Source organism: Rhodoferax koreense, from assembly GCF_001955695.1.
Lineage (GTDB): Bacteria > Pseudomonadota > Gammaproteobacteria > Burkholderiales > Burkholderiaceae_C > Rhodoferax_B > Rhodoferax_B koreensis.
This window is the reverse complement of sequence record NZ_CP019236.1, coordinates 5,686,279-5,708,912: the sequence shown is the minus strand read 5'-3', so window position 1 is coordinate 5,708,912 and position 22,634 is coordinate 5,686,279. Positions and strand designations below refer to the sequence as shown.

The 22,634-nt window shown below is 68.6% G+C and carries 19 protein-coding genes; 6 read left to right on the top strand and 13 right to left on the bottom strand.

Annotation, left to right across the window (positions count from 1 at the left end; translation table 11 throughout):
• Positions 1 to 95: 95 nt before the first annotated feature.
• Entirely contained in the window at positions 96 to 1,526 is a 1,431-nt protein-coding gene (locus tag RD110_RS26345) for a PglL family O-oligosaccharyltransferase (RefSeq protein WP_239467133.1), read from the top strand.
• A 98-nt stretch (positions 1,527 to 1,624) separates the two neighbouring features.
• Complete coding sequence (locus RD110_RS26340; RefSeq protein ID WP_076203888.1) at positions 1,625 to 2,575, top strand: IS481 family transposase; 951 nt, start codon at positions 1,625 to 1,627, stop codon at positions 2,573 to 2,575.
• Here the strand turns inward: RD110_RS26340 and moaC are convergent.
• Positions 2,572 to 3,051 carry a cyclic pyranopterin monophosphate synthase MoaC gene (gene moaC, locus RD110_RS26335; RefSeq protein WP_076203886.1) on the bottom strand — a complete coding sequence of 160 codons (480 nt, stop codon included), beginning with the start codon at positions 3,049 to 3,051 and terminating at the stop codon, positions 2,572 to 2,574. The two genes, RD110_RS26340 and moaC, sit on opposite strands and share 4 nt — an antisense overlap.
• A 185-nt stretch (positions 3,052 to 3,236) precedes the next feature.
• Between moaC and RD110_RS26330 the strand changes: the two genes are divergently transcribed.
• Positions 3,237 to 4,766 carry a M48 family metalloprotease gene (locus tag RD110_RS26330; RefSeq protein ID WP_076203883.1) on the top strand — a complete coding sequence of 510 codons (1,530 nt, stop codon included), beginning with the start codon at positions 3,237 to 3,239 and terminating at the stop codon, positions 4,764 to 4,766.
• A gap of 24 nt (positions 4,767 to 4,790) precedes the next feature.
• On the opposite strand, the gene RD110_RS26325 is transcribed toward RD110_RS26330, so the two are convergent.
• Positions 4,791 to 5,132: a phage holin family protein gene (locus tag RD110_RS26325; protein ID WP_076203880.1), complete on the bottom strand. Its 342-nt coding sequence runs from the start codon at positions 5,130 to 5,132 to the stop codon at positions 4,791 to 4,793.
• Between the two features lie 37 nt (positions 5,133 to 5,169).
• Positions 5,170 to 5,865, bottom strand: coding sequence for a cysteine hydrolase family protein (locus RD110_RS26320; RefSeq protein WP_076205748.1), 696 nt, complete (start codon positions 5,863 to 5,865; stop codon positions 5,170 to 5,172).
• 323 nt (positions 5,866 to 6,188) lie between these two features.
• Here RD110_RS26320 and RD110_RS26315 point away from each other — a divergent pair, with 323 nt between their 5' ends.
• Complete coding sequence (locus RD110_RS26315) at positions 6,189 to 7,415, top strand: CaiB/BaiF CoA transferase family protein (RefSeq protein ID WP_076203877.1); 1,227 nt, start codon at positions 6,189 to 6,191, stop codon at positions 7,413 to 7,415.
• Between the two features lie 25 nt (positions 7,416 to 7,440).
• Here the strand turns inward: RD110_RS26315 and RD110_RS26310 are convergent, their stop codons facing one another.
• The 10 genes from RD110_RS26310 to RD110_RS26265 form a co-directional block, all read right to left on the bottom strand.
• Entirely contained in the window at positions 7,441 to 8,661 is a 1,221-nt protein-coding gene (locus RD110_RS26310) for an ABC transporter substrate-binding protein (protein ID WP_076203875.1), read from the bottom strand.
• A gap of 61 nt (positions 8,662 to 8,722) precedes the next feature.
• The gene (locus RD110_RS26305; RefSeq protein ID WP_076203872.1) at positions 8,723 to 10,228 is read right to left on the bottom strand and encodes an acetyl-CoA acetyltransferase; all 1,506 of its coding nucleotides are present in this window, start codon (positions 10,226 to 10,228) and stop codon (positions 8,723 to 8,725) included.
• Positions 10,225 to 11,049 (bottom strand): enoyl-CoA hydratase-related protein, encoded by an 825-nt coding sequence (locus RD110_RS26300; RefSeq protein WP_076203869.1) that lies wholly within the window; start codon positions 11,047 to 11,049, stop codon positions 10,225 to 10,227. Before RD110_RS26300 ends, RD110_RS26305 begins: the two co-directional genes overlap by 4 nt.
• 79 nt (positions 11,050 to 11,128) lie before the next feature.
• Positions 11,129 to 12,307, bottom strand: coding sequence for an acetyl-CoA C-acetyltransferase (locus RD110_RS26295; protein ID WP_076203867.1), 1,179 nt, complete (start codon positions 12,305 to 12,307; stop codon positions 11,129 to 11,131).
• A gap of 104 nt (positions 12,308 to 12,411) precedes the next feature.
• On the bottom strand, positions 12,412 to 13,194 hold the full coding sequence (locus tag RD110_RS26290; RefSeq protein WP_076203864.1) for an SDR family NAD(P)-dependent oxidoreductase: 783 nt from the start codon (positions 13,192 to 13,194) through the stop codon (positions 12,412 to 12,414).
• A gap of 61 nt (positions 13,195 to 13,255) precedes the next feature.
• Positions 13,256 to 15,406: a fatty acid oxidation complex subunit alpha FadB gene (fadB, locus tag RD110_RS26285; RefSeq protein WP_076203862.1), complete on the bottom strand. Its 2,151-nt coding sequence runs from the start codon at positions 15,404 to 15,406 to the stop codon at positions 13,256 to 13,258.
• 92 nt (positions 15,407 to 15,498) lie between these two features.
• On the bottom strand, positions 15,499 to 17,262 hold the full coding sequence (locus tag RD110_RS26280) for an enoyl-CoA hydratase-related protein (protein WP_076203860.1): 1,764 nt from the start codon (positions 17,260 to 17,262) through the stop codon (positions 15,499 to 15,501).
• Between the two features lie 22 nt (positions 17,263 to 17,284).
• A complete protein-coding gene (locus RD110_RS26275; protein ID WP_076203857.1) occupies positions 17,285 to 18,490 on the bottom strand; it encodes an acetyl-CoA C-acetyltransferase in 1,206 nt (401 codons plus the stop codon).
• Positions 18,491 to 18,625: 135 nt separating this feature from the next.
• Positions 18,626 to 19,774: an acyl-CoA dehydrogenase family protein gene (locus RD110_RS26270; protein ID WP_076203855.1), complete on the bottom strand. Its 1,149-nt coding sequence runs from the start codon at positions 19,772 to 19,774 to the stop codon at positions 18,626 to 18,628.
• Positions 19,775 to 19,789: 15 nt separating this feature from the next.
• Entirely contained in the window at positions 19,790 to 21,343 is a 1,554-nt protein-coding gene (locus RD110_RS26265; RefSeq protein ID WP_076205746.1) for a long-chain-fatty-acid--CoA ligase, read from the bottom strand.
• 148 nt (positions 21,344 to 21,491) lie between these two features.
• Between RD110_RS26265 and RD110_RS26260 the strand changes: the two genes are divergently transcribed.
• Positions 21,492 to 22,136 carry an FAS1-like dehydratase domain-containing protein gene (locus RD110_RS26260; RefSeq protein ID WP_157900332.1) on the top strand — a complete coding sequence of 215 codons (645 nt, stop codon included), beginning with the start codon at positions 21,492 to 21,494 and terminating at the stop codon, positions 22,134 to 22,136.
• The gene (locus RD110_RS26255) at positions 22,133 to 22,570 is read left to right on the top strand and encodes a hotdog family protein (RefSeq protein ID WP_076203852.1); all 438 of its coding nucleotides are present in this window, start codon (positions 22,133 to 22,135) and stop codon (positions 22,568 to 22,570) included. Before RD110_RS26260 ends, RD110_RS26255 begins: the two co-directional genes overlap by 4 nt.
• Positions 22,571 to 22,634 lie beyond the last annotated feature (64 nt).

Genomic DNA, 22,634 nt, shown 5'->3' with positions numbered 1-22,634 from the left:
TACGCTTTCCGACTGCAAGGGCCCACCTGTGCGTCGCTTGGGCGCTGGTGGTGCTGCCTTGGTGCTTCCCTTTTACCACCGGTCCCTCCTCCGCCTTGCTGCCTTGGCTCGTCGCAGTACTCGCCTCGAGCGGACTTTTATTGGTACGTTTCGCGTCGCTTTTTGCCACGAGCAAAGGCGATGGTGGCGCATATTCCCGTCCGTCTGAATATGCCGCCCAAGCCTGGCTCATCGCCGGCCTCCTCAGCAGCCTCATCGCCCTCATCCAATACGCCGGGGCCTCCGCCGCTTTCGCCCCCTGGATCAACTACACCGAAGCCGGTGAAGCCTTCGCCAACCTGCGCCAGCGCAACCAGTTCGCCACGCTGACCAACATCGCACTGGCGGCGCTGTTGTGGTGGACGGTTCAGCCACGCCCGCTGGCGCGGCAGGCCGATGCCTACGGCGCGGCCTTGTTGATGGCCGTGGTCCTGGCGCTGGGGAATGCGGCCTCATCCTCCCGCACGGGGCTGCTGCAGCTTGTGATGCTGATCGCCTTGGTTGCCTGGTGGGGCGGCTGGCGCCTGGCTGCGGTGCGGCGCCTGTTGCTGGTGTTCTGCGGGGCCTACGCCGCTGCGTTGTGGGTGTTGCCGTGGGCCATCGGGCTCGACCCGTTATCGCACGGCGCCTGGGCTCGCATGCAGGCCGGTGACGCGATTTGCTCAAGTCGAATCACGCTCTGGCGCAACGTCTTGCATCTCATCAGCCTGCGCCCCTGGTTCGGCTGGGGCTGGGGCGAGCTCGATTACGCCCACTTCGTCACGCCATACGATGGCCCGCGTTTCTGCGACATCCTCGACAACGCGCACAACCTGCCGCTGCACCTCGCCGTGGAGTTGGGGATTCCGGTCGCGGTGACGGTGTGCGGCTTGTTGACCTGGCTCGTGCTGCGGGCGCGGCCTTGGCAGGAAACCGATCCGACGCGGCAGCTGGCCTGGGCGGTGCTCGCGCTGATCGGCCTGCACAGCCTGCTCGAATACCCACTTTGGTACGGTCCTTTCCAGATGGCCGTGGGCCTGTGCATCGTGCTGCTGTGGCCGCGCAGCGCCGAGCCGGCTTCTGAGAAAAAGAGGCGTTTGATGCAATGGAGCTGTGCGCTGATTGCTTCAATTTTGCTAGCGGCCTGCGCCTACACCGGCTGGGACTATCGCCGCATCAGCCAGATCTACCTGCCGCCGGAATCCCGCGCCGAGGCCTACCGTGGCGACACGCTGGCGAAGATTCGCGATTCCTGGCTGTTCAGCGAACAGGTGAAGTTCGCCGAACTCACCATCACGCCGCTCACCCCGCAGAACGCCGAGCACATGCATGCCCTGGCGGAAGACCTGCTGCACTTTTCGCCCGAACCGCGTGTCGTCGAGAAACTGATCGAGAGCGCGCTGCTGCTGCAGCGCTACGACGAGGCCCGGATCAACCTCGCGCGGTTCCGCGCGGCATTTCCCGATGCGCACGACCGGTGGGCGGCAACGCACCCGCTGCCGTTCTAGGTGTGAAGTTCCAATAGGTTGTTGCGGGTGTTCACCCGGAGAGGTTCTGAGAGACTGGAAATCGCCAAACCCCCAGTCAACTCAAATTACCAAACCGAATGAACACTCATAAGAATGCCCGATTGACCTACCTGCGTCGCTTGGAGATGGTCCAAGACCTCACAAAACGTGGCATGAGCGCATCAGATGCGGGCGCCAAGCATGGCGTCAGTGCCGTGACTGCACGCAAATGGCTGGCTCGCTACCTGGCAGACAGTGCCAATGGTCTGCTGGACAAGTCCTCGCGTCCCGAGAAGTCACCGCGCGCCATCGAGCCGCATGTCGCGCTGGCCATCGTGAAGCTGCGCCGCAAGCTGTGCCTGCAAGCCTATATCGCCTCGTACATGGGCGTGTCCAAGGCGACGGTCAGCCGTGTCCTGCGCCGAGCCGGGCTGTCGCGGCTAAGCGATCTGCGGCTCAACGAGCCTGTGCAACGGTACGAGCGCGAGAACCCCGGTGAGCTGCTGCACATCGACATCAAGAAGCTGGGGCGCTTCGAGCAGGTCGGCCACCGCATCACCGGGGACCGGACCCAGCGCGCCCGCAATGTCGGCTGGGAATACATCTTCGTGGCCGTGGACGACCACGGCCGGCTGGCCTTCACGCAGGTCTACCCCGACGAGACGAAGATCAGTGCCGGGGCGTTCCTGCGGGCCGCAGTCGCCTACTTCGCCGGCTTGCGCGTACCCATCCAACGCGTGCTCACTGACAACGGCATGTCGTTCCGATCGGCGCTGTTCGCTGAGGCGTGCCTGGAACTGGGCATCACCCAGAAGTTCACACGGGCCTACCGCCCTCAGACCAACGGCAAGGCCGAGAGGTTCATCCAATCTGCCCTGCGCGAGTGGGCCTATGGCCACACGTACGAGAACTCACAACAGCGCTGTGCGGCCTTGCCAATTTGGACTCATTTCTATAACCGGCACCGACCGCACCACGGCATTGATCTCGTGGCACCCATCTCTCGCCTCTCCATGTCTCGAAACAACCTCTTGACACTTCACATCTAGGCCATAAAACTTCCCGATTTGCCGCCGTGCTTCTCGGTGACGCGCACGCCGGTGATCGTCATCCCGCGGTCCACGGCCTTGCACATGTCGTAGATGGTCAGCAAGGCGATCTGCACCGCCGTGAGCGCCTCCATCTCCACCCCGGTCGGGCCGACGGTTTCCACCGTGGCCGTACAGACGACGGATGGCACGGCCGCGCTTTCCTCGATCGCAAAATCCAAAGCCACCCGCGTCAGCGCCAGCGGATGGCACAGCGGAATCAGGTCACTCGTTTTCTTCGCAGCCTGGATGCCGGCGATGCGCGCGATGCCCAGCACGTCGCCCTTTTTGGCCGTGCCGCTCTGGATCAGCGCCAAGGTTTCGGGACGCATGTCGATGCGGCCGGTGGCGGTGGCCACGCGGTGGGTATGGGCTTTGCCGGCCACGTCGACCATGTGGGCCTGGCCTTGGGCGTCAAAATGCGTCAGGGAGCTCATCGGGGTGTGTATTTGGATGACAGAACATTTACGGGCTTCGGCGATCATACGATCAGGGTGATGGCGTCCGGCACCGACGGTTCGGGTCTCCAGCAACAGGATTGGCATTTCATTCGGCTGTATCCATCGTGAAAAACTTCAAGTCAAAAGGGGCATTTGCGCAATACCGGCGGGCGGGGGTTGCTATGTTGTCCATAGCAAGCCTCGTGCTGCCGTCCGCGCCGTCGCGGGCGCAGACGTCCGCCCCCCCGGCCTCGGTCTCCCAGCTCCCCACCCTCGGCGACGGCAGCGACATGACGAGCGCGGCGGAGCGCCGCCTGGGCGAACGCATCGCGCGCGAGATCTACCGCGATCCGGACTACATCGACGACCCGGTGCTGGTCGAGTACGTGCAGACCATCTGGCAGGCCCTGCTCGACGCGGCGCGTGCGCGCGGCGAGCTGTCGGCCGAGCTCGACCAGCGGTTCGCCTGGGAGATCATGATGGGCCGCGACCGCACCATCAATGCGTTTGCGCTGCCCGGTGGCTACCTGGGCCTGAACCTGGGGCTGGTGGGCGTGGTCACCAGCCCGGACGAACTGGCCTCGGTGCTGGCCCACGAGCTGAGCCACGTGACGCAGCGGCACATCTCCCGGTTGATGGCCCAGCAAGGCAAGCAGATGCCCTGGCTCATCGGCGCGATGATCCTGGGCGCGCTGGCCGCAAGCAAGAATCCGGACGCGGGCAACGCCATGATCGTCGGCGGCCAGGCCGCGGTGGCGCAGAACGGGCTGAATTTCTCGCGCGACATGGAGCGCGAGGCCGACCGCGTCGGCTTCGGCGTGATGACCCAGGCCGGCTTCGCGCCCCAGGGTTTCGTGAGCATGTTCGAAAAGCTGCAGCAGGCTTCGCGGCTCAACGACAACGGCGCCTTCCCGTACCTGCGCAGCCATCCGCTGACCACCGAGCGCATCGCCGACATGCAGTCGCGCCAGGTGCTGGATGCCCGGCCCGCGGCCGCACCACCCAACATCCCGACCGGTCTGGTGCACGCCATGATGGCGGCACGCGCCCGCGTGTTGACGCGCCCCGGCATCGACGTGCTGCGGTCGTGGCTGGCCGACGCGCAGGCCATGGCCCGCGGCACCGTGCCGGTCGATGCGCGCAGCGTCGGCGTGTTGTACGCCGGTGCGACCGCGGGCCTGCAGCAGCGTGACTTCGTCGCCGCGCGCGCGCTCGCGGCGCGGCTGACCGCACTGACCGCGGGCGACGCGCCGGCCCAGCGGCTGGCGAAGCTGCTGGCCGCCGAGGTGGAGTGGAACGCGGGCGATCTCGCCGCCACGGCGGGGTTCATCGACGCCAATGCGCCCGGCCGCCCGGAATTGATCCTGGGCTCGCAGCTGCGGGTGCGCACCGGCCAGGCGCGGCAGGCGGCCACACGGCTGCAGACCTGGGTGTCGCTGAACCCGCGCGACGGCACGGCCTGGCAACTGCTGGCCAGTGCCTACGCGGCGCAGGGCCTGCTGTTGCGCTCGGTGCATGCCGAGGCCGAGATGCAGGTGGCGCGGCTCGACTACCAGGCCGCGCTCGACCGCTTCAAGGCCGCGCAGGACCTGGTGCGCAAGCCCCCGCCCGGCGCCGGGCCGATCGACCACATCGAGGCCTCGATCATCGACACCCGCACGCGCGAGGTGGAGGCCATCGTCAAGGAACAGGCCAAGGAAAAGCCGCTGTAGAGGCCGCCGTCGACCGGCGGTTCGTTACTTGCGACCGAGCGCCGACTCGATCAGCACGCCCAGGGCCGAATACATCAGCGAGCCGAGCAGCGCGGCACCGAAGCCGCGCACGTGGAAGCCGCCGAGCAGGCCGGAGGCCGACCAGAACATCAGCGCGTTGATCACGAACATGAACAGGCCGAGCGTGAGGATGGTGACCGGCAGCGTCAGCACCACCAGCACCGGGCGCACGATGGTGTTGAGCAGGCCGATCACCAGCGAGGCGATCAGCGCCGAGGTGAAGCTGTCGACCACCACGCCGCTGTACAGATGCGCCACCAGCAGCAGGGCCACGGCGCTCAGGAGCCATTTGAGGATCAGTTTCATGCGGCCAGCATAGCACCGGCCGGCGTCCTTCGTCGCATCAGCCGGCGGGCTGCGAGGCCTCGATGAGGTCGATGATCTGGTCGGTGCCGCGCACGTCGGCGAACCACAGCAGCATGTTGGCCAAGGTGGCGTTGTGGTCGGCATCGGTGCGCGTGGCGTTGGCGTCGGCAATGAAATGCACCTTGTAGTTGAGCATCATGGCATCGCGCGCGGTGGACTCGCAGCAGACGTTGGTGGCGGTGCCGGTCACGATCACGGTATCGATGCGGCGCCGCTGCAGCCGCTCGTGCAGGTCGGACGAGCCCTGGATGAACGCGCTGAACCGCGTCTTGTCCACGATGTCGTCCTCCGGGCGGGTCTGCAGCGAGGCATGAAGCGCATGCCCTTCCTGGCCGGGCACCAGCGCGGCGTTGAGCGCGTCGCCCCAACCGGCCGCCGAGAATTCGACGAAGCGTGGCCAGGGGTTGCCGCCTCCGCCGGGCACATGGGTATGCCGGATCCAGACCACGTGGCCACCGGCGGCGCGCAACGCGCCCGCGATGCGGTTCACGTTGCCGACGATCTCGCGCGCGTTGGCGAGCTCGCAGGGTTGCCCCGGCGCCATGAAGCCGTTCTGCAGGTCCACGACCAGCAGCGCCGTCTTCGCGGGATCGATGTCGCGAAAGACCTCGATCGCGCCTCGGCGCGCCAAGGCCCGGTCGAGAATGTCCTGTGGCATATGGACCTCATGCATGGCATTGGCCTCCGAGTGCCTGCGCCGCACCCATGCGCGCGACCGAAATGCGTCGAAGAAGATTCATGGTGGTTCTTGCTCTTTCAAGGTTCGTTGAGAGGTCGGCCCATGCTAGGCGGCCCGCGCGGCGGCGGGATCGTCGCTTCGGACGATTCGCGAAAATCCGCCGTGCGTCACATTCGGGGCGCCCGATTCGACGCCTTCGCGCGAAGGGCTGGAGAACCAAACATGAATTTCACGCACAGTCCCGTCCAGGCGGCCTTCCCCGACGGCATCCACCGCCTGCACGAAGCCGGCATCCCCGTCTCCGAAGGCGCCAATCCATGAGCGCCGCACACTCCCTCGCGCCAGCCGGCAAGGGCGCGCTGCACGGCATTCGGGTGCTGGACCTGTCCTCCGTGGTGCTCGGCCCGCTGACCACGCAGATGCTGGCCGACATGGGCGCGGACGTGATCAAGGTCGAAGCCCCGCAGGGCGACCTGGCCCGCTCGGTCGGCCCGGCGCGCAACAAGGGCATGGCCTCGGTCTTCCTGGCCTGCAATCGCAACAAGCGCAGCCTGGTGCTGGACCTCAAGCACCCGGGCGCCCGCGACGTGCTCGACACGCTGGTGCACGGCAGCGACGTGCTGGTGCATTCGGTGCGCGCGGATGCCGCCGAACGCATCGGCATCGACGCGGCGCGGCTGCAGCAGCTCAACCCCCGGCTGGTGCATGCGCACGTCAAGGGGTTCTCGGACGTGGGGCCCTGCGCCGGGCTGCCGGCCTTCGACGACATCATCCAGGCCGCTTCCGGGCTCGCGCAACTGCAGGCCATCTACACCGGGGAGCCGCGCTACGTGCCGGCGCTGCTGGCCGACAAGACCACAGCGCTGTATGCCGCCTACGCGATCATGACCGCATTGTTCCACCGCGAGCGCAGCGGCCGGGGACAGGCCGTGGACGTGCCGATGTTCGAGACCATGGCCGCCTTCAACCTGCTCGAGCATCTCTGGGGCCATACCTTCGAGCCGCCGCTGGAGGACATGGTCTACGGCTCCATCCGCGCCGGTGTGCGCAAGCCCTTTCGCACGCAGGACGCGCACATCGCGCTGGTGCCCTACACCGACGCGCAGTGGTTGCGCTGCTTCGAGGTCATCGGCCGCCCGGAACTGCGCGAAGACCCGCGCTTCGCCACGCTGGCCGCGCGCGTGCGGCACCACACCGTGGTCATGGCCGAGCTGGAGCGCGCCATGGCCACGCGCACCACGGCCGACTGGGTGGCGATCCTTCGCGCTGCCGACATCCCGGCCATGCCGATCCAGTCGCTGCAGGACCTTCCTCGTGATCCCCAGCTCCTGGCCAACGGCCTGTGGCAACTGATGGACCATCCGAGCGAAGGCAAGCTGCGGTTTCCCGGCGTGCCCTACACCCTGTCGGAAACGCCCGGCGGCATTCGCATGCTGGCGCCGCGCCTGGGCGAGCACACAGCCGACGTGCTGGCCGAGTTCGGCTTCGGCGCAGCGCAGATCGGGGCGTTGGTGGCCGACGGCGTCGTCGCCCCGCTGGGCTGATGCCCGATGAACGGGCGATGGAAACCTATTGCCCGTTCAGCACCGGTCCGAAGGGCTCGAACACCTTGCCGTTGAAGCGGACCGGCTGCATGCCCTTGACGGGCGCAAAGTCGTTCGGCCCCGTCTTGATCGCGACGCCCGGCAGCAACATCGGCAGCGTCATGTCGAGGTTGGCGGCCTGCTTCATCACGTTCTCGCGCGTGAGGTTGTCGCCAGCCTGCTTGAGTGTCTGCGCCAGCGTCTGCGCCATGCTGTAGCCGATCACGTTGGACGGGTCTTCGATGTTGCCGCCCGGGTAGTATTTCCGGAACCAGGCCTGGTACTGCAGGTACTCCTTGCTCGCCTGCCAGGCCGGATCGGCGGGGTCGCGCACATACGCGATCGAGATCACGCCGAGCGCGTTCTCCGGGCCTGCCGGTTTCATCACCATCGGCACGGAGTTCGACACCTGGGTCACGTACTGGGCCGGCTTCCACCCGATGTCCGCCGCCTTGCGGATGGCCTGCGCGGCGGCCTTCGGCGTGGCGATGTTGATGAAGGTGTCGGCGCCCGAGGCCTTCAGGCTCACCACCTGGCTGTCCACCGTCGGGTCGGTCGTTTCGTAGGTCGTCTGCGCCACCACCTGGCCCTGGGCCTTCTCGCCCAGGCCGTTCATCACGCCCTTGAGGACGTCGCGTCCGAAGTCGTCGTTCTGGTAGAGGATCGCGATCTTTGCGTTCGGATTGCTGGCGAGGATGTGCTGCGCGTAGATGCGGCCCTCCGCCTGGTAGGTCGGCTGCCAGCCCATCGTCCACGGGAAATTCTTCGGGTCGCCGAAGCGTGTCGCCCCGGTGCTGATGAACAGCTGCGGCACCTTTCTGGCATTCAGGTATTTCTGGACCGCGGCGTTGTGCGAGGTGCCCACCAGGCCGAACACCGCCAGCACTTCGTCCTGTTCGACCAGCTTGCGCACCCGCTCCACGGTCTTCGACGGCACGTAGCCGTCGTCGAGCGTGATGAAGCTGATCTTCCGCCCGTTGATGCCGCCTTCGGCATTGACCATGTCGAAGTAGGCAGCCTCCGCCTTGCCGACTGTTCCGAAGGCCGACACCGGCCCGCTGTACGGCATGGTGTTGCCGATCCTGATCTCGGTGGCGCTGGCGCCGGGGTCGTACCTGGGCTGCGCGTTCGCAGCGGGCACGAGGCCCAGGCCGGTCGCGAGGGCCATGCAAGCGTGGACGAGCGCGGTGCGCCGATGAGGGTTCATGGTTTTCTCCGTGATGATGGTTTTGTGGGTGGGGAATGAAAATCCGGCTGCCGTCGCCTGCTCAGGCGGCGCGCCACCTGAGCAGACCGTCCTCGCCCGCGGTGACGTCACCCTGGCGGCCCACCGGGCTGCGGTCCAGGTCGGTCAGCACCGCCAGCGTGGCCGTGTCGTCGGGGGCGACCCGTGCCATCAGGCGCTGACCCTGTGGCGTGCGTGCGATCACCACGCCGTGCGCAACACGGCCGTCGCGTCCATGGATGACGGTGAACGTCTCCAGCGCGGCCTGCCCGGCGTAGTCCAGCACGAGCGGGGGCACTGCGCCTCGTCGCGCATCGGCCTGCGCCTGCACGCGGTAGTCCTGGGCCGGCAGGCCCTGTGGCGCCGGCTGCGTACCCATCACCAGGGCGTGGTGCTTGGTCACGTACTCGCCCTGGCCATAGAGCAGCGCCGTCTTGCCCGGGGCCGCGCGCAGCGCATGCACCAGGCCGGCCGCCGCATGGGTCATGTAGTTGCTCAGCGGTGCGCCGAAGAAGCTCAGCCCACCGGTGGACGTCATCTGCGCATCCGGCCCGAGGCCCAGCGTGCGCCGCGCCATCTTGGGCACCACCGGGAAGCAGCTGTAGAGTTCGAGCATTTCGAATGGCGAGACACCGCCGGTCTGCTGCAGCACGGTTTCCAGCACGAGGTCCTGCGCATGCGAGCGGTGGTACTGGTCGCGCAGCAGATAGTCGCGCGGTTCCTCGGCGGCGGCGCCGCCCCACACGTACACCCAGCGCTGCGGTGCAATGCCGAGCGCGCGCGCATGGCCGACGCTGGTGAGGAACACCGCCGCGCCCATGTTGACCAGCGGGTTCGCGACCATGCGCTTGGTGTAGGGCCATGCGATGCGCCTGTTGTCCGGCGTCACCTGCGCGATGTCCTGCGCCGTGAAAGCCTCTCTTCGCCAGGCATGGGGGTTGCGCGCAGCCACTTCCGAATAGCGCGCCCAGAGCGCGCACGACTCTTCCCACGCCTGTCGCGGCGTCTGGCCCCAATGCGCCAGCGTGGCGTTCTCGTAGAACGGGTAGACCGTGATCGGCTGGAAGACGCCGTGCTTCACCACCAGCGGGGGCAGGTAGTCCGCGCCTCGCAGCAGCTTGGCGTTGTCGTCACGCGCCGACCAGGGCAGTCGTGCACCGAGCTGCGCCGCCGCACTCACGCTGTACTGCGCTTCCGCACCCACGACCAGCGACACCCGGCTCTCGCCGCGGGCGATGCGCAGCGCGGCTTCGTGGAGGGCGCGCACCGGCGCTTCGCCACCGACGACGCCATACACGTTGCGCGCGGGTTGGCAGCGCAGCCGGCGGGCCAGCAGGCCGGGTGCGTCGGCGTAGGGCCACGAGTATTGGCACACCACGTCCACCGAGTCCAGGCCGGCCAGCAGCTTGGCGCCGGCGTCCTGTTCGGCGGCACGCACGGCGCGCGCCATCAGCGCCACAGGTTCGAGCCCGGCTTCGGGGCGCTTTTCGCGATGGGTGATCTCCCCGACGCCGACAATGACCGGCGTGTGTTCGTCAATGGGTTTCATGCATTTCCTGGGGTGGCGGACGCCACCGGGTGGAACACGGGCTCGCGCTTCTCCTGGAAGGCGCGCACGCCCTCGGCGAACGCGGGGCCGTCGAGCAGTTCGCGCTGGCGCCCGGCCTCATAGCGCATCTGGGCCAGCAAGGGCTGGCTGCCAGCGGATTCGTAGACGGCGCGGATCTCTTGCGCGGCATGCGTCGGAAGCGGCGCGAGCCGATGCGCCAGCGCCAGCGCCTCCTGCTTCAACGCCGCATCCTCCACGCAGGCCCAGACCAGCCCCCACTGCGCGGCCCGCTCGGCCGGCAGCCGGTCGCCCAGCAGCGAGAGGCCCACGGCTCGGGCGCGGCCCACCAGGCGTTCGAGGAACCAGCTGGTGCCGAGGTCGGGCACGATGCCCAGGCGCGGCATGAAAGGCAGCAGGAAATACGCGGAGCGCGCGGCCAGCACCACGTCGGCGGCCAGCGCCAGGCCCACGCCCGCACCCACCGCTGCGCCATTCACCGCGCTGACCACCGGAAACGGCAAGGCACGCAAGTCCTCGATGATGCGGTTGCCGCGCGTTTCCATGAGGTCGCCCACGCGCTCGCCCAGGCTGCGTGCCGGATCCGGCCCCATGCCGTCGAGGTCCGCACCGGTGCAGAAGGCCCTGCCGGCGCCGGTCAGCACCAACGCGCGCACATGGCCGTCGGCCTGCATCTGCAGGCACCTGGCGCGCAACGCATCCTGGATCTCGGCGGTGAGCGGGTTCATGCGCGCCGGCACGTTGAGGGTGAGCACCGCGACGTCGCCGTCGCGTTCGTACAGAAGCGCTTCGGATGGGCTCATTTCAGGTTTCCATGAATGCGGTGACGGGATGAAGTGCGGAGGCGGCCGCAGAGACCGCTGGGAAAGGCGTCGTCCCGCATCAGAGCCGCTCGACGATCGTCACGTTGGCCAGGCCGCCGCCTTCGCACATCGTCTGCAGGCCATAACGCTTGCCACGCTGGCCCAGCGCATGGACCAGCGTGGCCATCAGCCGGGTGCCCGAGGCGCCCAGCGGGTGGCCCAGCGCGATCGCGCCGCCGTTCACATTGAGGCGCGCCGGGTCTGCCCCGGTCGCCTGCAGCCATGCCAGCGGCACCGAGGCGAAGGCCTCGTTGACCTCGAAGAGATCGATGTCGTCGATCTTCATGCCCGCGCGCCGCAGCGCGTGCAGCGTGGCGGGAATCGGCGCTTCGAGCATGATGACCGGGTCGTGCCCGAGCACCGTCATGTGGTGGACGCGTGCCAGCGGCTGCAAGCCCAGTGTCTTCAGCCCCCGCTCGTTGACCACCAGCAGGCCGCTGGCGCCATCGCAGATCTGGCTGGCCGATGCCGCCGTGAGGCGACCGCCTTCCTGGATCAGCTTGACCCCGGCGATGGACTCCGATGTGGCGTCGTGTCGGATGCCTTCGTCGATGGCGTGGATCTCGCCCGGCGCGCTGCCATCGGCCGGTCGCACCACCACAGGCACGATTTCGCCGGCGAAGCGGCCGTCGCGCGTTGCCGCGAGGGCTTTGCGGTGGCTCAGCAGCGCGAACGCGTCGAGTTGCGTCTTTTCGAGCGCGTAGTTGCGCGCCAGCATTTCGGCGCCGGTGAACTGGCTGAACTCGACGCCAGCGTAGCGCGCCTGCATGACCGGGCTCACGGACGTGCCCAGCCCGCTTTTCGCCGCCAGCGCCGACGGTGTCCCCATCGGCACGCGCGTCATGCTTTCGACCCCGGCCGCGATCACGATGTCCATCGTTCCCGACATCACGGCCTGCGCCGCGAAGTGCAGCGCCTGTTGCGAGGAGCCGCACTGACGGTCCACCGCGGTCGCCGGCACCGACTCGGGCAGCCTGGAGGCCAGCACGGCGTTGCGGGCCACGTTGGACGCCTGCTCGCCGACTTGGCTGACGCAGCCCATGATGACGTCTTCCACGAGGGCCGGATCGATGCCGGTGCGTTCGATCAGCGCATCGAGCACCTGGGCGGCGAGGTCGACGGGGTGCCAGCCGGCAAGGCGGCCGCCGCGGCGGCCACCCGCGGTGCGCAAGGCGGCGACGATATAGGCTTCAGGCATGGTGTTTCTCCAGTCTCGAAAATGGGCGGGCGAAGTTGCACGCCCGGATTGTCGGGGCCGTGACCCCGCATGGCGTCGTCGGAAGGGACGAGCGCCCGCTGCCATCAGCGCGGCGCCATGCGCAGCGCGCCGTCCAGGCGCACGCACTCGGCGTTGAAGTAGCCGTTGGTGATCAGCAACTCGGCCAGCGCCGCGTATTCCGCCGGACGGCCCAGCCGCTTGGGGAACGGCACCGAGGCCGCCAGCGCCGCCCGCACGTGCTCTGGCGCGCCCATCAGCAGCGGGGTATCGAAGAGGCCGGGCAGGATGGCGTTGACGCGGATGCCCTCGTTCATCAGGTCGCGTGCGATGGGCAGCGTCATGCCTGCGACGCCGGCCTTCGACGCCGAGTACGCCGCCTGTCCCATCTGCCCGTCCACCGCCGCCGCCGAAGCGGTGTTGACGATGGCGCCGCGCTCGCCGTCCTCGAGCGGGTCGAGCGTGAGCATGCCGGCCGCCGATTTCGCGATGCAGCGGAAGGTGCCCACCAGATTGATCTGGATGGTGCGGTCGAAGTTGGCCAGCGGCAGGTGCTTGATCTCGCCCGTGGCCTTGTCGCGGCTGGCGGTCTTCACCGCGTTGCCGGTACCGGCGCAGTTGACCAGCACGCGCTCCTGTCCGTGCGCGGCGCGGGCCTTGGCGAAGGCCGCATCGACCTGCTCTTCGGAGGTCACGTCGACCTGGCAGAACACGCCGCCGATCTCGCGGGCCAGTGCTTCGCCCTGTTCCGCGTTGAGGTCGAACAGGGCGACCTTCACGCCGTGGCCGGCCAGGCGCCGCGCGGTGGCGGCGCCCAGGCCCGAAGCGCCGCCGGTGACGATGGCGGCAATGCTGGAATCGAGTTGCATGGTGAATTCCTCTGTCGATGTTCTCGGAGTGAAAGATGAAAGATGCTTGTTGGAAACGGGCTCAACGCGGGTAGTAGCGCAGGCCGCGTGCGGCCATCCCGCGCATCCGGGCGGTCGGTGCGTATTGGGGGCCGAGCGCCGCATGCCGGTCGCACCGCGCGACCACCTGCGCGAGCCCCAGCCAGTCGGCGTATTGCAACGCGCCACCCGCATGGGCCGGGAAGCCGACGGCCAGCAGCAAGGCCATGTCGAGCTCGGCCGCGGTGGCGACCACGCCTTCCTCCAGTGCGTGCGCGGCTTCGACGATCATCGGCAGCATCATCCTTTCGACGATCTCGCCATCGCTGAATGCGCGGGGGCCCCCGGGTTGCAGCGTGGCGACGAGCGCGTGCGCCTCGGGCGCCGAGACGCGGCGCGGCCGGCCCGTCGCGTCGGCTTCGTAGCGGTAGAAGCCCGCGCCGTTCTTCTGGCCGTAACGCTGGTGCGCCACCATGAGCTTGATGGCGTGGCGCGCCACCCGCGGCATGCGGTCCGGGTAGCCTGCCGCGATCAGGTCGCCCACGTGCGCGGCCACATCCATGCCCACCACGTCCTGCAGGTAGGCCGGCCCCATGGGCCAGCCGAAGACTTCCATCGCACGGTCCACTTGCTCGAAGTCGGCACCATCGGCCACCAGCTGCACGAAGGCGCTGACATAGGGCGTCAGGATGCGATTGACCAGGAAGCCCGGGCAGTCCTTGACCACGATCGGCGTCTTGCCCATCGCGACCGCGTAGCCGACGGCCGTCGACACCGCGGCGTCGCTGGTCCGGGTTCCCCGGACCACCTCGACCAACTTCATCGCGGGCACCGGGTTGAAGAAATGCATGCCCACGCAGCGTTCGGGTCGTGCGAGCGCTGTCGCAATGTCATCGATGCGCAGGCTGGAGGTGTTCGACGCGATGACCGTGTCGGGGCCCACCGCGTGTTCCAGTGCGGCCAGCACCTTGCGCTTGGTGGCGAGGTCTTCGACCACGGCCTCGATCACGCAGTCGACCGCATCCAGGCCCGCATCGTCGAGTTGCGGAACGATCGACGCCAGCACGGCATAGGCCCTGTCCTGTGCGATTCCGCCATTGCGGACCCGTTGGTCCAACTGCCTGGCGGCCTCCTGCATCCCGACCTCGAGCTGCGATGCCGCGATGTCCTTCAGGCGCACCGGCACGCCGTGCAGGGCGCTGGTGTAGGCAATGCCACCGCCCATGATGCCTGCGCCCAGCACCGCCGCATGCCGCACGGCGCGGCCTTTGCGCAGGTGCTGCATGAAAAGCCTCTTCAGCGCCTGGTCGTTGAGAAAGCCCTGCACCAACGACGCCGCGGCCTGCGTCCTGGCCAATTGGCCGAGAGCGGTGGCCTCCTGGTCGAGCGCGGCATCGCGCTCGCAGGCCGCGGCTTCGATCATCATTCCCAGCGCCGTGTGCGCGGCCGGCTGGTGCCTCGGGCGGCGCGTGACCAGCCGGCTGCGTGCGGCCTGCGCGATGCGGTCGATCTCTTCCGTCTTCACCGGCAACGCCCTCCGCTTGCGCTGCTGACGGTCCTGCCAATCGATTTCGCCACCCGCCGCGCGCTGCAGGAGCTGGAGCGCGCGTTCGCGCAACGCCTCGGCGGGCACCACCTCGTCGACCACGCCGGCGGCCAGCGCGGCCGCCGCCTCGGCCGGCTTGCCGCCGGTGACCCAGTCGATGGCGGTGGCCAGCCCCGCCACGCGCGACAGCCGCACGGTGCCGCCCAGGCCCGGCAGCAGGCCCAGCCGAACCTCGGGAACGCCCACCTGTGCCGTGCCGGCCATGACGCGGAACGTGCCGAGCAGCGCGAGCTCCAGTCCGCCGCCGAGTGCGAAGCCGTTGAGCGCCACCACCGTGGGCACCGCGAGGTCCTCGAAAAGACAGAAGTGCTTGCTGTTGGCGCGCACCGCGGCCGCAATGTTTTCGGCCGGCTGCTGGAACAGCGCGCCGAACTCCGCGATGTCCGCACCGACGATGAACGCGTCCTTCGTGCTGGTCACGAGCACGCCGCGTACTTCGGGTGCGGCGGCGATGCGCTCGGTGGCCTGCCGAAATTCGTCGATGGTGCGCGCGTCGAGCTTGTTGATGCGCTCGCCTCGGCGGTCGAAACGCAGTTCGACGAGGCCGTCCTGCAGCGGCAGGACTTCAATGGTTTCACCTTGGAACAAGGAACGTCTCCTGATGGTGGACCTTGCAGGTCCTGTGGAAAATGGAAATGCCGTGCGGTGCCAACGCAGCGGCGCAGGTGCAGCCCGCCCGCTCAGTTCGGCAGGTCCGCGGTGCGTTTCGGTGCCGGCCCGGGATACAGGCCTTCTCCATTCAGTGCCCTCTGGCGCAGGCCCGCCGGGGGGCGGAAGCGTCCGCCGTGCCGCTCGGCGAGCCGGTCGCAACGCGCGACGAAGGTGGAGACACCGACGGTCTCGATGTAGGACAGCGGCCCGCCCGTCCAGGCCGGAAACCCGCAGCCCAGGACGCCCCCGAGATCGGCATCGGCGGGGTCGCTCAGCATGCCCGCTTCCATGCACTGCACGGCGGTGAGCGCCTGGATGCACAGCAGCCGTTGCTGCAGCGCCTCCACGCCCGGCTGGGCGGCTGGCTGCGCCGTGGCCACCGGCGTCGGTCGCGCGCCGTCCAGCGGGCCGGCGGCATAGCCCGCCCGCCGCGCAGCGTTGTTCACCAACGCCGGCAGGACACCCTCTTCGCACATGGCACGGCTTTCCTGCGCGTACGCCCGCGCCAGGTGCGCGGTGTACGCTCCCAGTCCACCCCGGACCACGATGGGTGTGGCGCGCAGTTGCTGCGCCAGGTCCAGCGCCCGCGCCAGCACGATGGGTGCGGTGCGCACGCCGGCGACGATTTCCATCAGCGGCGCGTCCGGCCGCAGCGTGTGCAGGCGCAGGCCGACGACATCGCCCGGTGGTTTGTCTCCCAGGTCTGCATCGGCCACCAGGTCACAGGGCATCGGCGGCATCGCGCCCGCAGCGGCGCGAACGATCTCGATGCGGGCCGCCGCGGCGGCCTCGGCCAGGGCATCGGCGTGCGGGCCCGTCCCGATCAAGCCCAGGCGCGCCACATCGGCGCGCGGCAGCGTGACGGCGCCGCGCGCCCGCTTGCCGGCCGCGCCACGGTTCACGAAGAGCGTGCGCATCAGGTTGCGCGACACCGGGTTCGCCAGCAACTGGCCGAAGTACTGCGCCTCGATGTGCAGGCCACGCTCGAACGGCAGTTGCGTGCCTTCATAGACGGCCGACAGAATGGCCTGCGGTGCGGGATAGTTGTCCTGCGTCTCGGCCCGCAGGCGTGCCAGCGTGAGACCGAAGCTTTCGGCTGCATGGGATGCCATCGGACCCGCCCCCCCGGGGAGCCGGTAGCCCTTGAGGTCCCATGGCTGCTGCGTGCCCGGGTGACCGAGCACCCAGCGCCGCGCCGCCGGCAGCAACCCGGAGGCCGGCGCCACCGCATCCACCAGGCCCAGCATCAGCGCTTCGGCCGGCGCCACACGCCGGCCGGACAACAGCAGCGGCAAGGCGCTTGCGATGCCCAGCAGGCGTGGCAGGCGCTGCGTGCCGCCGCCGCCCGGCAGCAGGCCCACGGTGACCTCGGGCAGGCCGACGAATGCGCGCGAGTCATCCAGCAGCACGCGGTGGTGGCAGGCCAGGCACAACTCGTAGCCACCGCCCAGCGCCAGCCCGTTGATGGCCGCCGCGACCGGCTTGCCGCAAAGCTCCAGCTCGCGCAGGGCCAGCGCGCCGGGCGCGGCCTGCTGCGCGCCTTGCGCGGCCGTCAGCCCTTGCGCATACAGGCCGGCGAAGTCCTTCAGGTCGGCGCCGGCGAGGAAGCCATTGGCCTTGCCCGAGGTGATGACGGCACCGCGGATGTCGGCGCGTTGCGCGATCTGCGCCACCGCCGCGCGCAGGTCGACCGTGAAGCCGGGTGTGAAGACGTTCATCGGCCGGTCGGCGAGGTCGAGAGTCAGGAGCGCGACGCCGTCGGCATCGACTTCGAGTTTCAGGTGCTTGTACATGGCAGGCGTCTTGTGGTGCGGATCAGACCCGTTCGATGACGAGCGCGGTCGATTGCCCCGCCGCCGAACACAGCGTGACGAGGCCTGTGGCCTGGCCGCGGCGCTCGAGTTCGTCGAGCAACGTGCCCAGCAGGATCGCGCCGGTCGCGCCCAGCGGATGGCCGAGCGCGATGGCGCCGCCATTGACGTTGATGCGCTGCGGATCGATGCCGAAGTGCCGCGCATGGCGGATCGGCACCACGGCGAAGGCTTCGTTGACTTCGTACAGGTCGATGTCGGAAGCCGCCATGCCGCATCGGGCGAGCAGGCGGGCGGTCGCGGGAATCGGCCCGTCCAGGCTCAGCAGCGGTTCCGAAGCGCACGAGATGGCGCCGACGATGCGTGCGCGCGGCTTCAGGCCGTTGCGCTCGCCGTAGATGCGGCTGCCCAGCAGCACCGCGCAGGCGCCGTCGACGACGCCGCTCGAATTGCCGCTGGTGTGGATGTGTTCCACGCGGGCCAGGTGGGGGTAACGTTGCAGCACGATCGCGTCGTAGCCCTGCTCACCCATCGCGGTGAAGGCGGGCTTGAGCCTGGCCAGGTCGGCCAGCGTGGTGCCCGGCCGGTTGGCCTCGTCGCGCGCCAGCACGGGCTGGCCCCATCCGTCGAGCACGGGCAGCAGGGCGCGGTCGAAATGCCCTTGGGCCTGCGCCGCCGCCGCGCGGCGCTGGCTTTCGAGCGCATACGCATCGACCTCGTCGCGCGTGATGCCGTGCAGCGAGGCCAGCAGGTCGGCGGCGACGCCGTTCGGAATGTAGGGAAAGTGGCGGCCCACCGCCGGATCGGTGTAGACCGCGCCACCGTCGCAGCCCATCGGCACGCGGGACATCGACTCCACGCCGCCACCGATCACGGCTTCTGCCTGGCCGGAGGCGACCAGGCCGAAACCCATCTTCACCGTGTCCAGGCCCGACACACAGAAGCGGTTGAGCTGGTAGCCGGCCACGCCCTCGCCGTAGCCCGCGATGAGCAGCGCCGCGCGCGTGATGTCCGCGCCTTGTTCGCCCACCGGCATCACCACACCCAGGCCCACGTCCTCGATCTGTGCGGTGTCGAGGGCATGGCGCTCGCGCAGGGCGCGCAGCACCTGGGCCGCGAGCTGGACGGGCGTGATGGCGTGCAGGGCCCCGTCGGGGCGGCCCTTGCCGCGCGGCGTGCGAACGTGGTCGTAGAGGAATACGGCGGTCATCGTCGGGCCATCGTGGCGTGGCAGGCGGGCCGCGGCGGATGGTTCAGAGTTGTGGTGCGGGCCAGTCTAGGACGCCATCCCGGTGCGCGCATCGTCGGAAAAGACGGGCATCCCCGCGGCATGCAGGCCATTCCTTCAGATCGCGCGAGCGATCACTTCCTTCATGATCTCGCTGGTGCCGCCGTAGATGCGCTGGATGCGCGCGTCGGCATACATGCGTGCGATCAGGTACTCGTTCATGTAGCCATAGCCGCCGAAGAGCTGCACGCATTCATCGACCACGCGGCCCTGGGCCTCCGTGCTCCAGAGCTTGGCCATCGAGGCGGTGACGGTGTCGAGCCCGCCGGCCAGAAAATCCGCCACGCATCGGTCGATGAAGGCCCGGCCGACCTTGATCTGCGTCGCGATCTCGGCCAGCTTGAAGCGGGTGTTCTGGAAATCGGCGATCGTCTTCCCGAAGGCCTTGCGTTCGTGCACATAGGCACGGGTTGCCTCGTAGGCACCTTCCATGGCGGCCAGCGCGACGACGCCGAGCATCAGGCGTTCGTATGGCAGATCGGCCATGAGCTGGAAGAAGCCCTGTCCTTCGCGGCCGCCGAGCAGCTGGCCGGCGGGCACGCGCACGTCGTCGAAGAAAAGTTCCGAGGTGTCCTGCGCCTTCAGGCCGATCTTGTCCAGCACGCGGCCCACGCGGTAGCCCTCGCATTGTTCGGGTTCGACGATCAGGATCGAGGTGCCGCGTGCCCCTTGCGCCGGATCGGTCTTCGCCACCACCAGCACCACGCCGGCCAGCAGGCCGTTCGAGATGAAGGTCTTGGCGCCGTTGAGCACATAGTGCCCGTCGCGCAGCTCGGCGCGGGTGCGCACACCCTGCAGGTCGGAGCCGGCGCCGGGCTCGGTCATCGCGATCGCACCCACGATCTCGCCACGGGCCATGCGCGGCAGGTAATCCCGCTTCTGTTCCTCCGTGCCGTGGTTCAGGAAGTAGTGCGCCACGATGGAGTGCACCGAGGTGCACATGCCCGTCAGCGAGCGGCGGCCCAGTTCCTCGAAAAAGATGGCCTCATGGCGGAAATCCCCGCCGCCGCCGCCGTACGCCTCGGGAATGTCCGTGCACAGCAAGCCCAGGGCGCCGGCCTTGCGCCACACCGCGTGGCCGACGTCGCCGCGCCGGCGCGCCTCTTCGTCGTGCGGAAGGATCTCGGTCTCGATGAAGCGCACCACGGTGTTGCGGTAGTCCGCCAGGTCCTGGTCGTCCCAGGCGCGTTGAAATGCAATGGGCATGTCTGTTTCCTTCTTTCAGTTGACTTTGCGTCCGCGGTCGTGCCAATACGGCTCGCGCAGCGCGTGCTTGAGCAGCTTGCCCGCGGCCGACAGCGGCATGTCGGCGCGGAACTCCACGCTGCGCGGGCACTTGTAGCCCGCGAGGTGTTCGCGACAGTGGGCCATGACCTGCGCGGCCGTCAGGGCCTGGCCCGGGCGCACCACGATCACGGCATGCACGCGTTCGCCCCAGGTGTCGTCGGGCACGCCGATCACGCCGCACATCGCCACCGGTTTCAGCATGGCGATGGCATTCTCCACTTCGGCGGAATACACGTTCTCGCCGCCCGTGACCACCATGTCCTTGAGGCGGTCCACCACGTAGATGAAGCCATCGTCGTCCATGTAGCCGCCATCGCCCGTGTGCATCCAGCCGTCCTTCAGGGCCTCGGCCGTCTGCGCGGGCTGCCCCCAGTAGCCGGCCATCACCTGCGGGCCGCGCGCGACGATCTCGCCGACCGTGCCGTTGGGCACCGGCCTTCCGTTCGCATCGACGATCCGCACTTCCGCGATGGGCACGGGCAGGCCAGCCGAACGCAGCCTGCCTGCCTGCCCGGGTTGGCGATGGCACCAAGCCGGCAAGACCGCGAGCACAGGGGAGAGTTCTGTCATGCCGTAGGCCTGACAGAAGTCGGCGCACGGCAAGGCCTTCATCGCTTGTGCGAGCAGGTCCTCGTCGATCGGCGCCGCGCCGTAGAGCACCTGCTTCAGGCCGCGAAGGTCGAAGTCCACGAAGCGCGGATGCTCGATCAGCCGCTTGACCATCAGGGGGACCAGGAAGAGTTCGCTGACGCCTTCGTCGCGGATGGCTTCAAGGACCGCGACCTCGTCGAAGGCCGGCAGCACCACCTGTTTGCACAGCCGCGCCATGAGCTGGAAGACGTGGCCGGCGCCGCCGATATGGAACAGCGGGGCGTTCAGCAGGCCCACGGCCTCGACCGCCCGCGGTGCCGCGGCATTCGCACTCAGCGCATTCAGATACAGGTTGGCGTGTGTGAGCATCGCGCCCTTCGAACGGCCCGTGGTGCCGCCGGTGTAGAAGATCGCGGCCAGGTCGCTGCCACTGCACATGGCATCGGCCACCGGCGCCGTCGCGGTGATCAGGGCTTCGTAGCCGAGCATGCCCGCGGGTGGATCCCCGTCGCCCATGTGGACGATGGTGCTCAGCGCCTGCGACAGTCCCGGCAGGCCCGCGGCACACGCGGCGAACTGATCGTCGGCCAGCAGGATGCGCGTGTCGCAGTCGTCCAGCGCATACGCGACTTCCTTCGGGCTCCATCGCACGTTGACGGTGTTGACCACACCGCCCGCCCACCACACGGCGTAGAAGAACTCCACGTAGCGATCGGAGTTCAGCGCCATGATGCCGACCCGGTCGCCCGGCTGCAGGCCCAGGGCCCGCAGCGCGCCGGCGAAACGCGCCACGCGGTCCGCGAACTGCGCGAAGGTCTTGCGCCGCGGCCCGCAAACGAGCGCCGTGCGCTGCGGCCGTTCGATGAGGGCCTTGTGCAGGGGCTGGGTCATGTACATCGTTGTGTCTCCATCTTCTTGGTGTGCCGGGCGATGGTAGAAACGCGGCGCCGCCGAAGCCTCGTCGAAAGCGACGATCATCGGCGCGGCGTGTCTGCCTAGACTCGCACCATCGATGCCCTGCATGACCCAAAGGAGTCCGCCTTCCATGAGCGATACCACCATCGTTGCGCCAGCCACGCCGGATGCCACAGCGGGGGCCGATGCGGCCAGCGCAGGCGGCGCGGACGACTGGCAGGTCGCCTGGCAACCCATGGTCGCGCTGGTCGGGCAGGACCTGTCGGATGGCAGCGTGTGCTGGGGCGCCGACCTGGTCGAGCCAGGGGCCATCCGTCGCTACCTGGAGCCGTTGGAATTCGATTGCCCGCTGCACTACGACCGCGAGACGGCACGCCGGCACGGCTTCGACGATGTCACCGCGCCCTATACCAGCATCGGTACCTTCTCGCTGCCGGCGCAGTGGCGTCCGGGCGAGCCGCTGTTCGTCGATGCCGGGCGCAACGCGCAGCCCGCCTACAGCCCGCTGCGCGGCACGCGGGTGGCCGTGGCACCTCCGACCACGGGGTTCTTCGCCACCGAATATGGCGCCGAGTACCTTCGCGCGCCGGTCGTGGGCGACCGGCTGGGCCGACGCGGCAACCGCCTGTTGCGCTGCGATCCCAAGGCCACGCGCGTGGGGCGCGGCGCGTTCACCCTCTGGGAATACGAGGTGGTCAACCAGCGCCTGGACGTCGTGGCGCGCTGCCGCCTCGGCTTCTTTTTCTACAACCCCCTGCCCGCGACATCCGCATGAACAGACCGCCCCAACGCCGCTGGTCCGACATCGAGCCCGGCGATGCGCTGCCGCCGCTCGCGTTCCCGCTCAGCCTCTATCGCCTGGTGATGGCCGCGGGTGCCAACCGCGACTTCAACTCCATCCACCACAACACCGAACATGCACAGTCCACGGGCGCGGCCGACGCCTATGCCAACGTCCTGCTGCTGCAGGGCATGTGGGAGCGCAGCGTGCGGGCGTACATCGGCCTGGCCGGCGTGCTGCGCAGTCTGCAGGGCTTCCGGATGAAGTCGTTCAACACGGTGGGAAGCACGGCCGTGGTCCAGGGCAAGGTGCTGCGCAAGTGGCGCGGCGATGGGGGCGAGCACCTGGTGGAGATCGAGATCTGGACCGAGAACGACGGGGCCGTGACCGTCGGGCCAGGCCAGGTCGTGGTGGCCTGGCCCGAGTGAAAAATGCACCGTGGCCCGCACGCGGGCGGCCGTCGTCAGCAGGGCACAAGTGCAAAATAGGCCA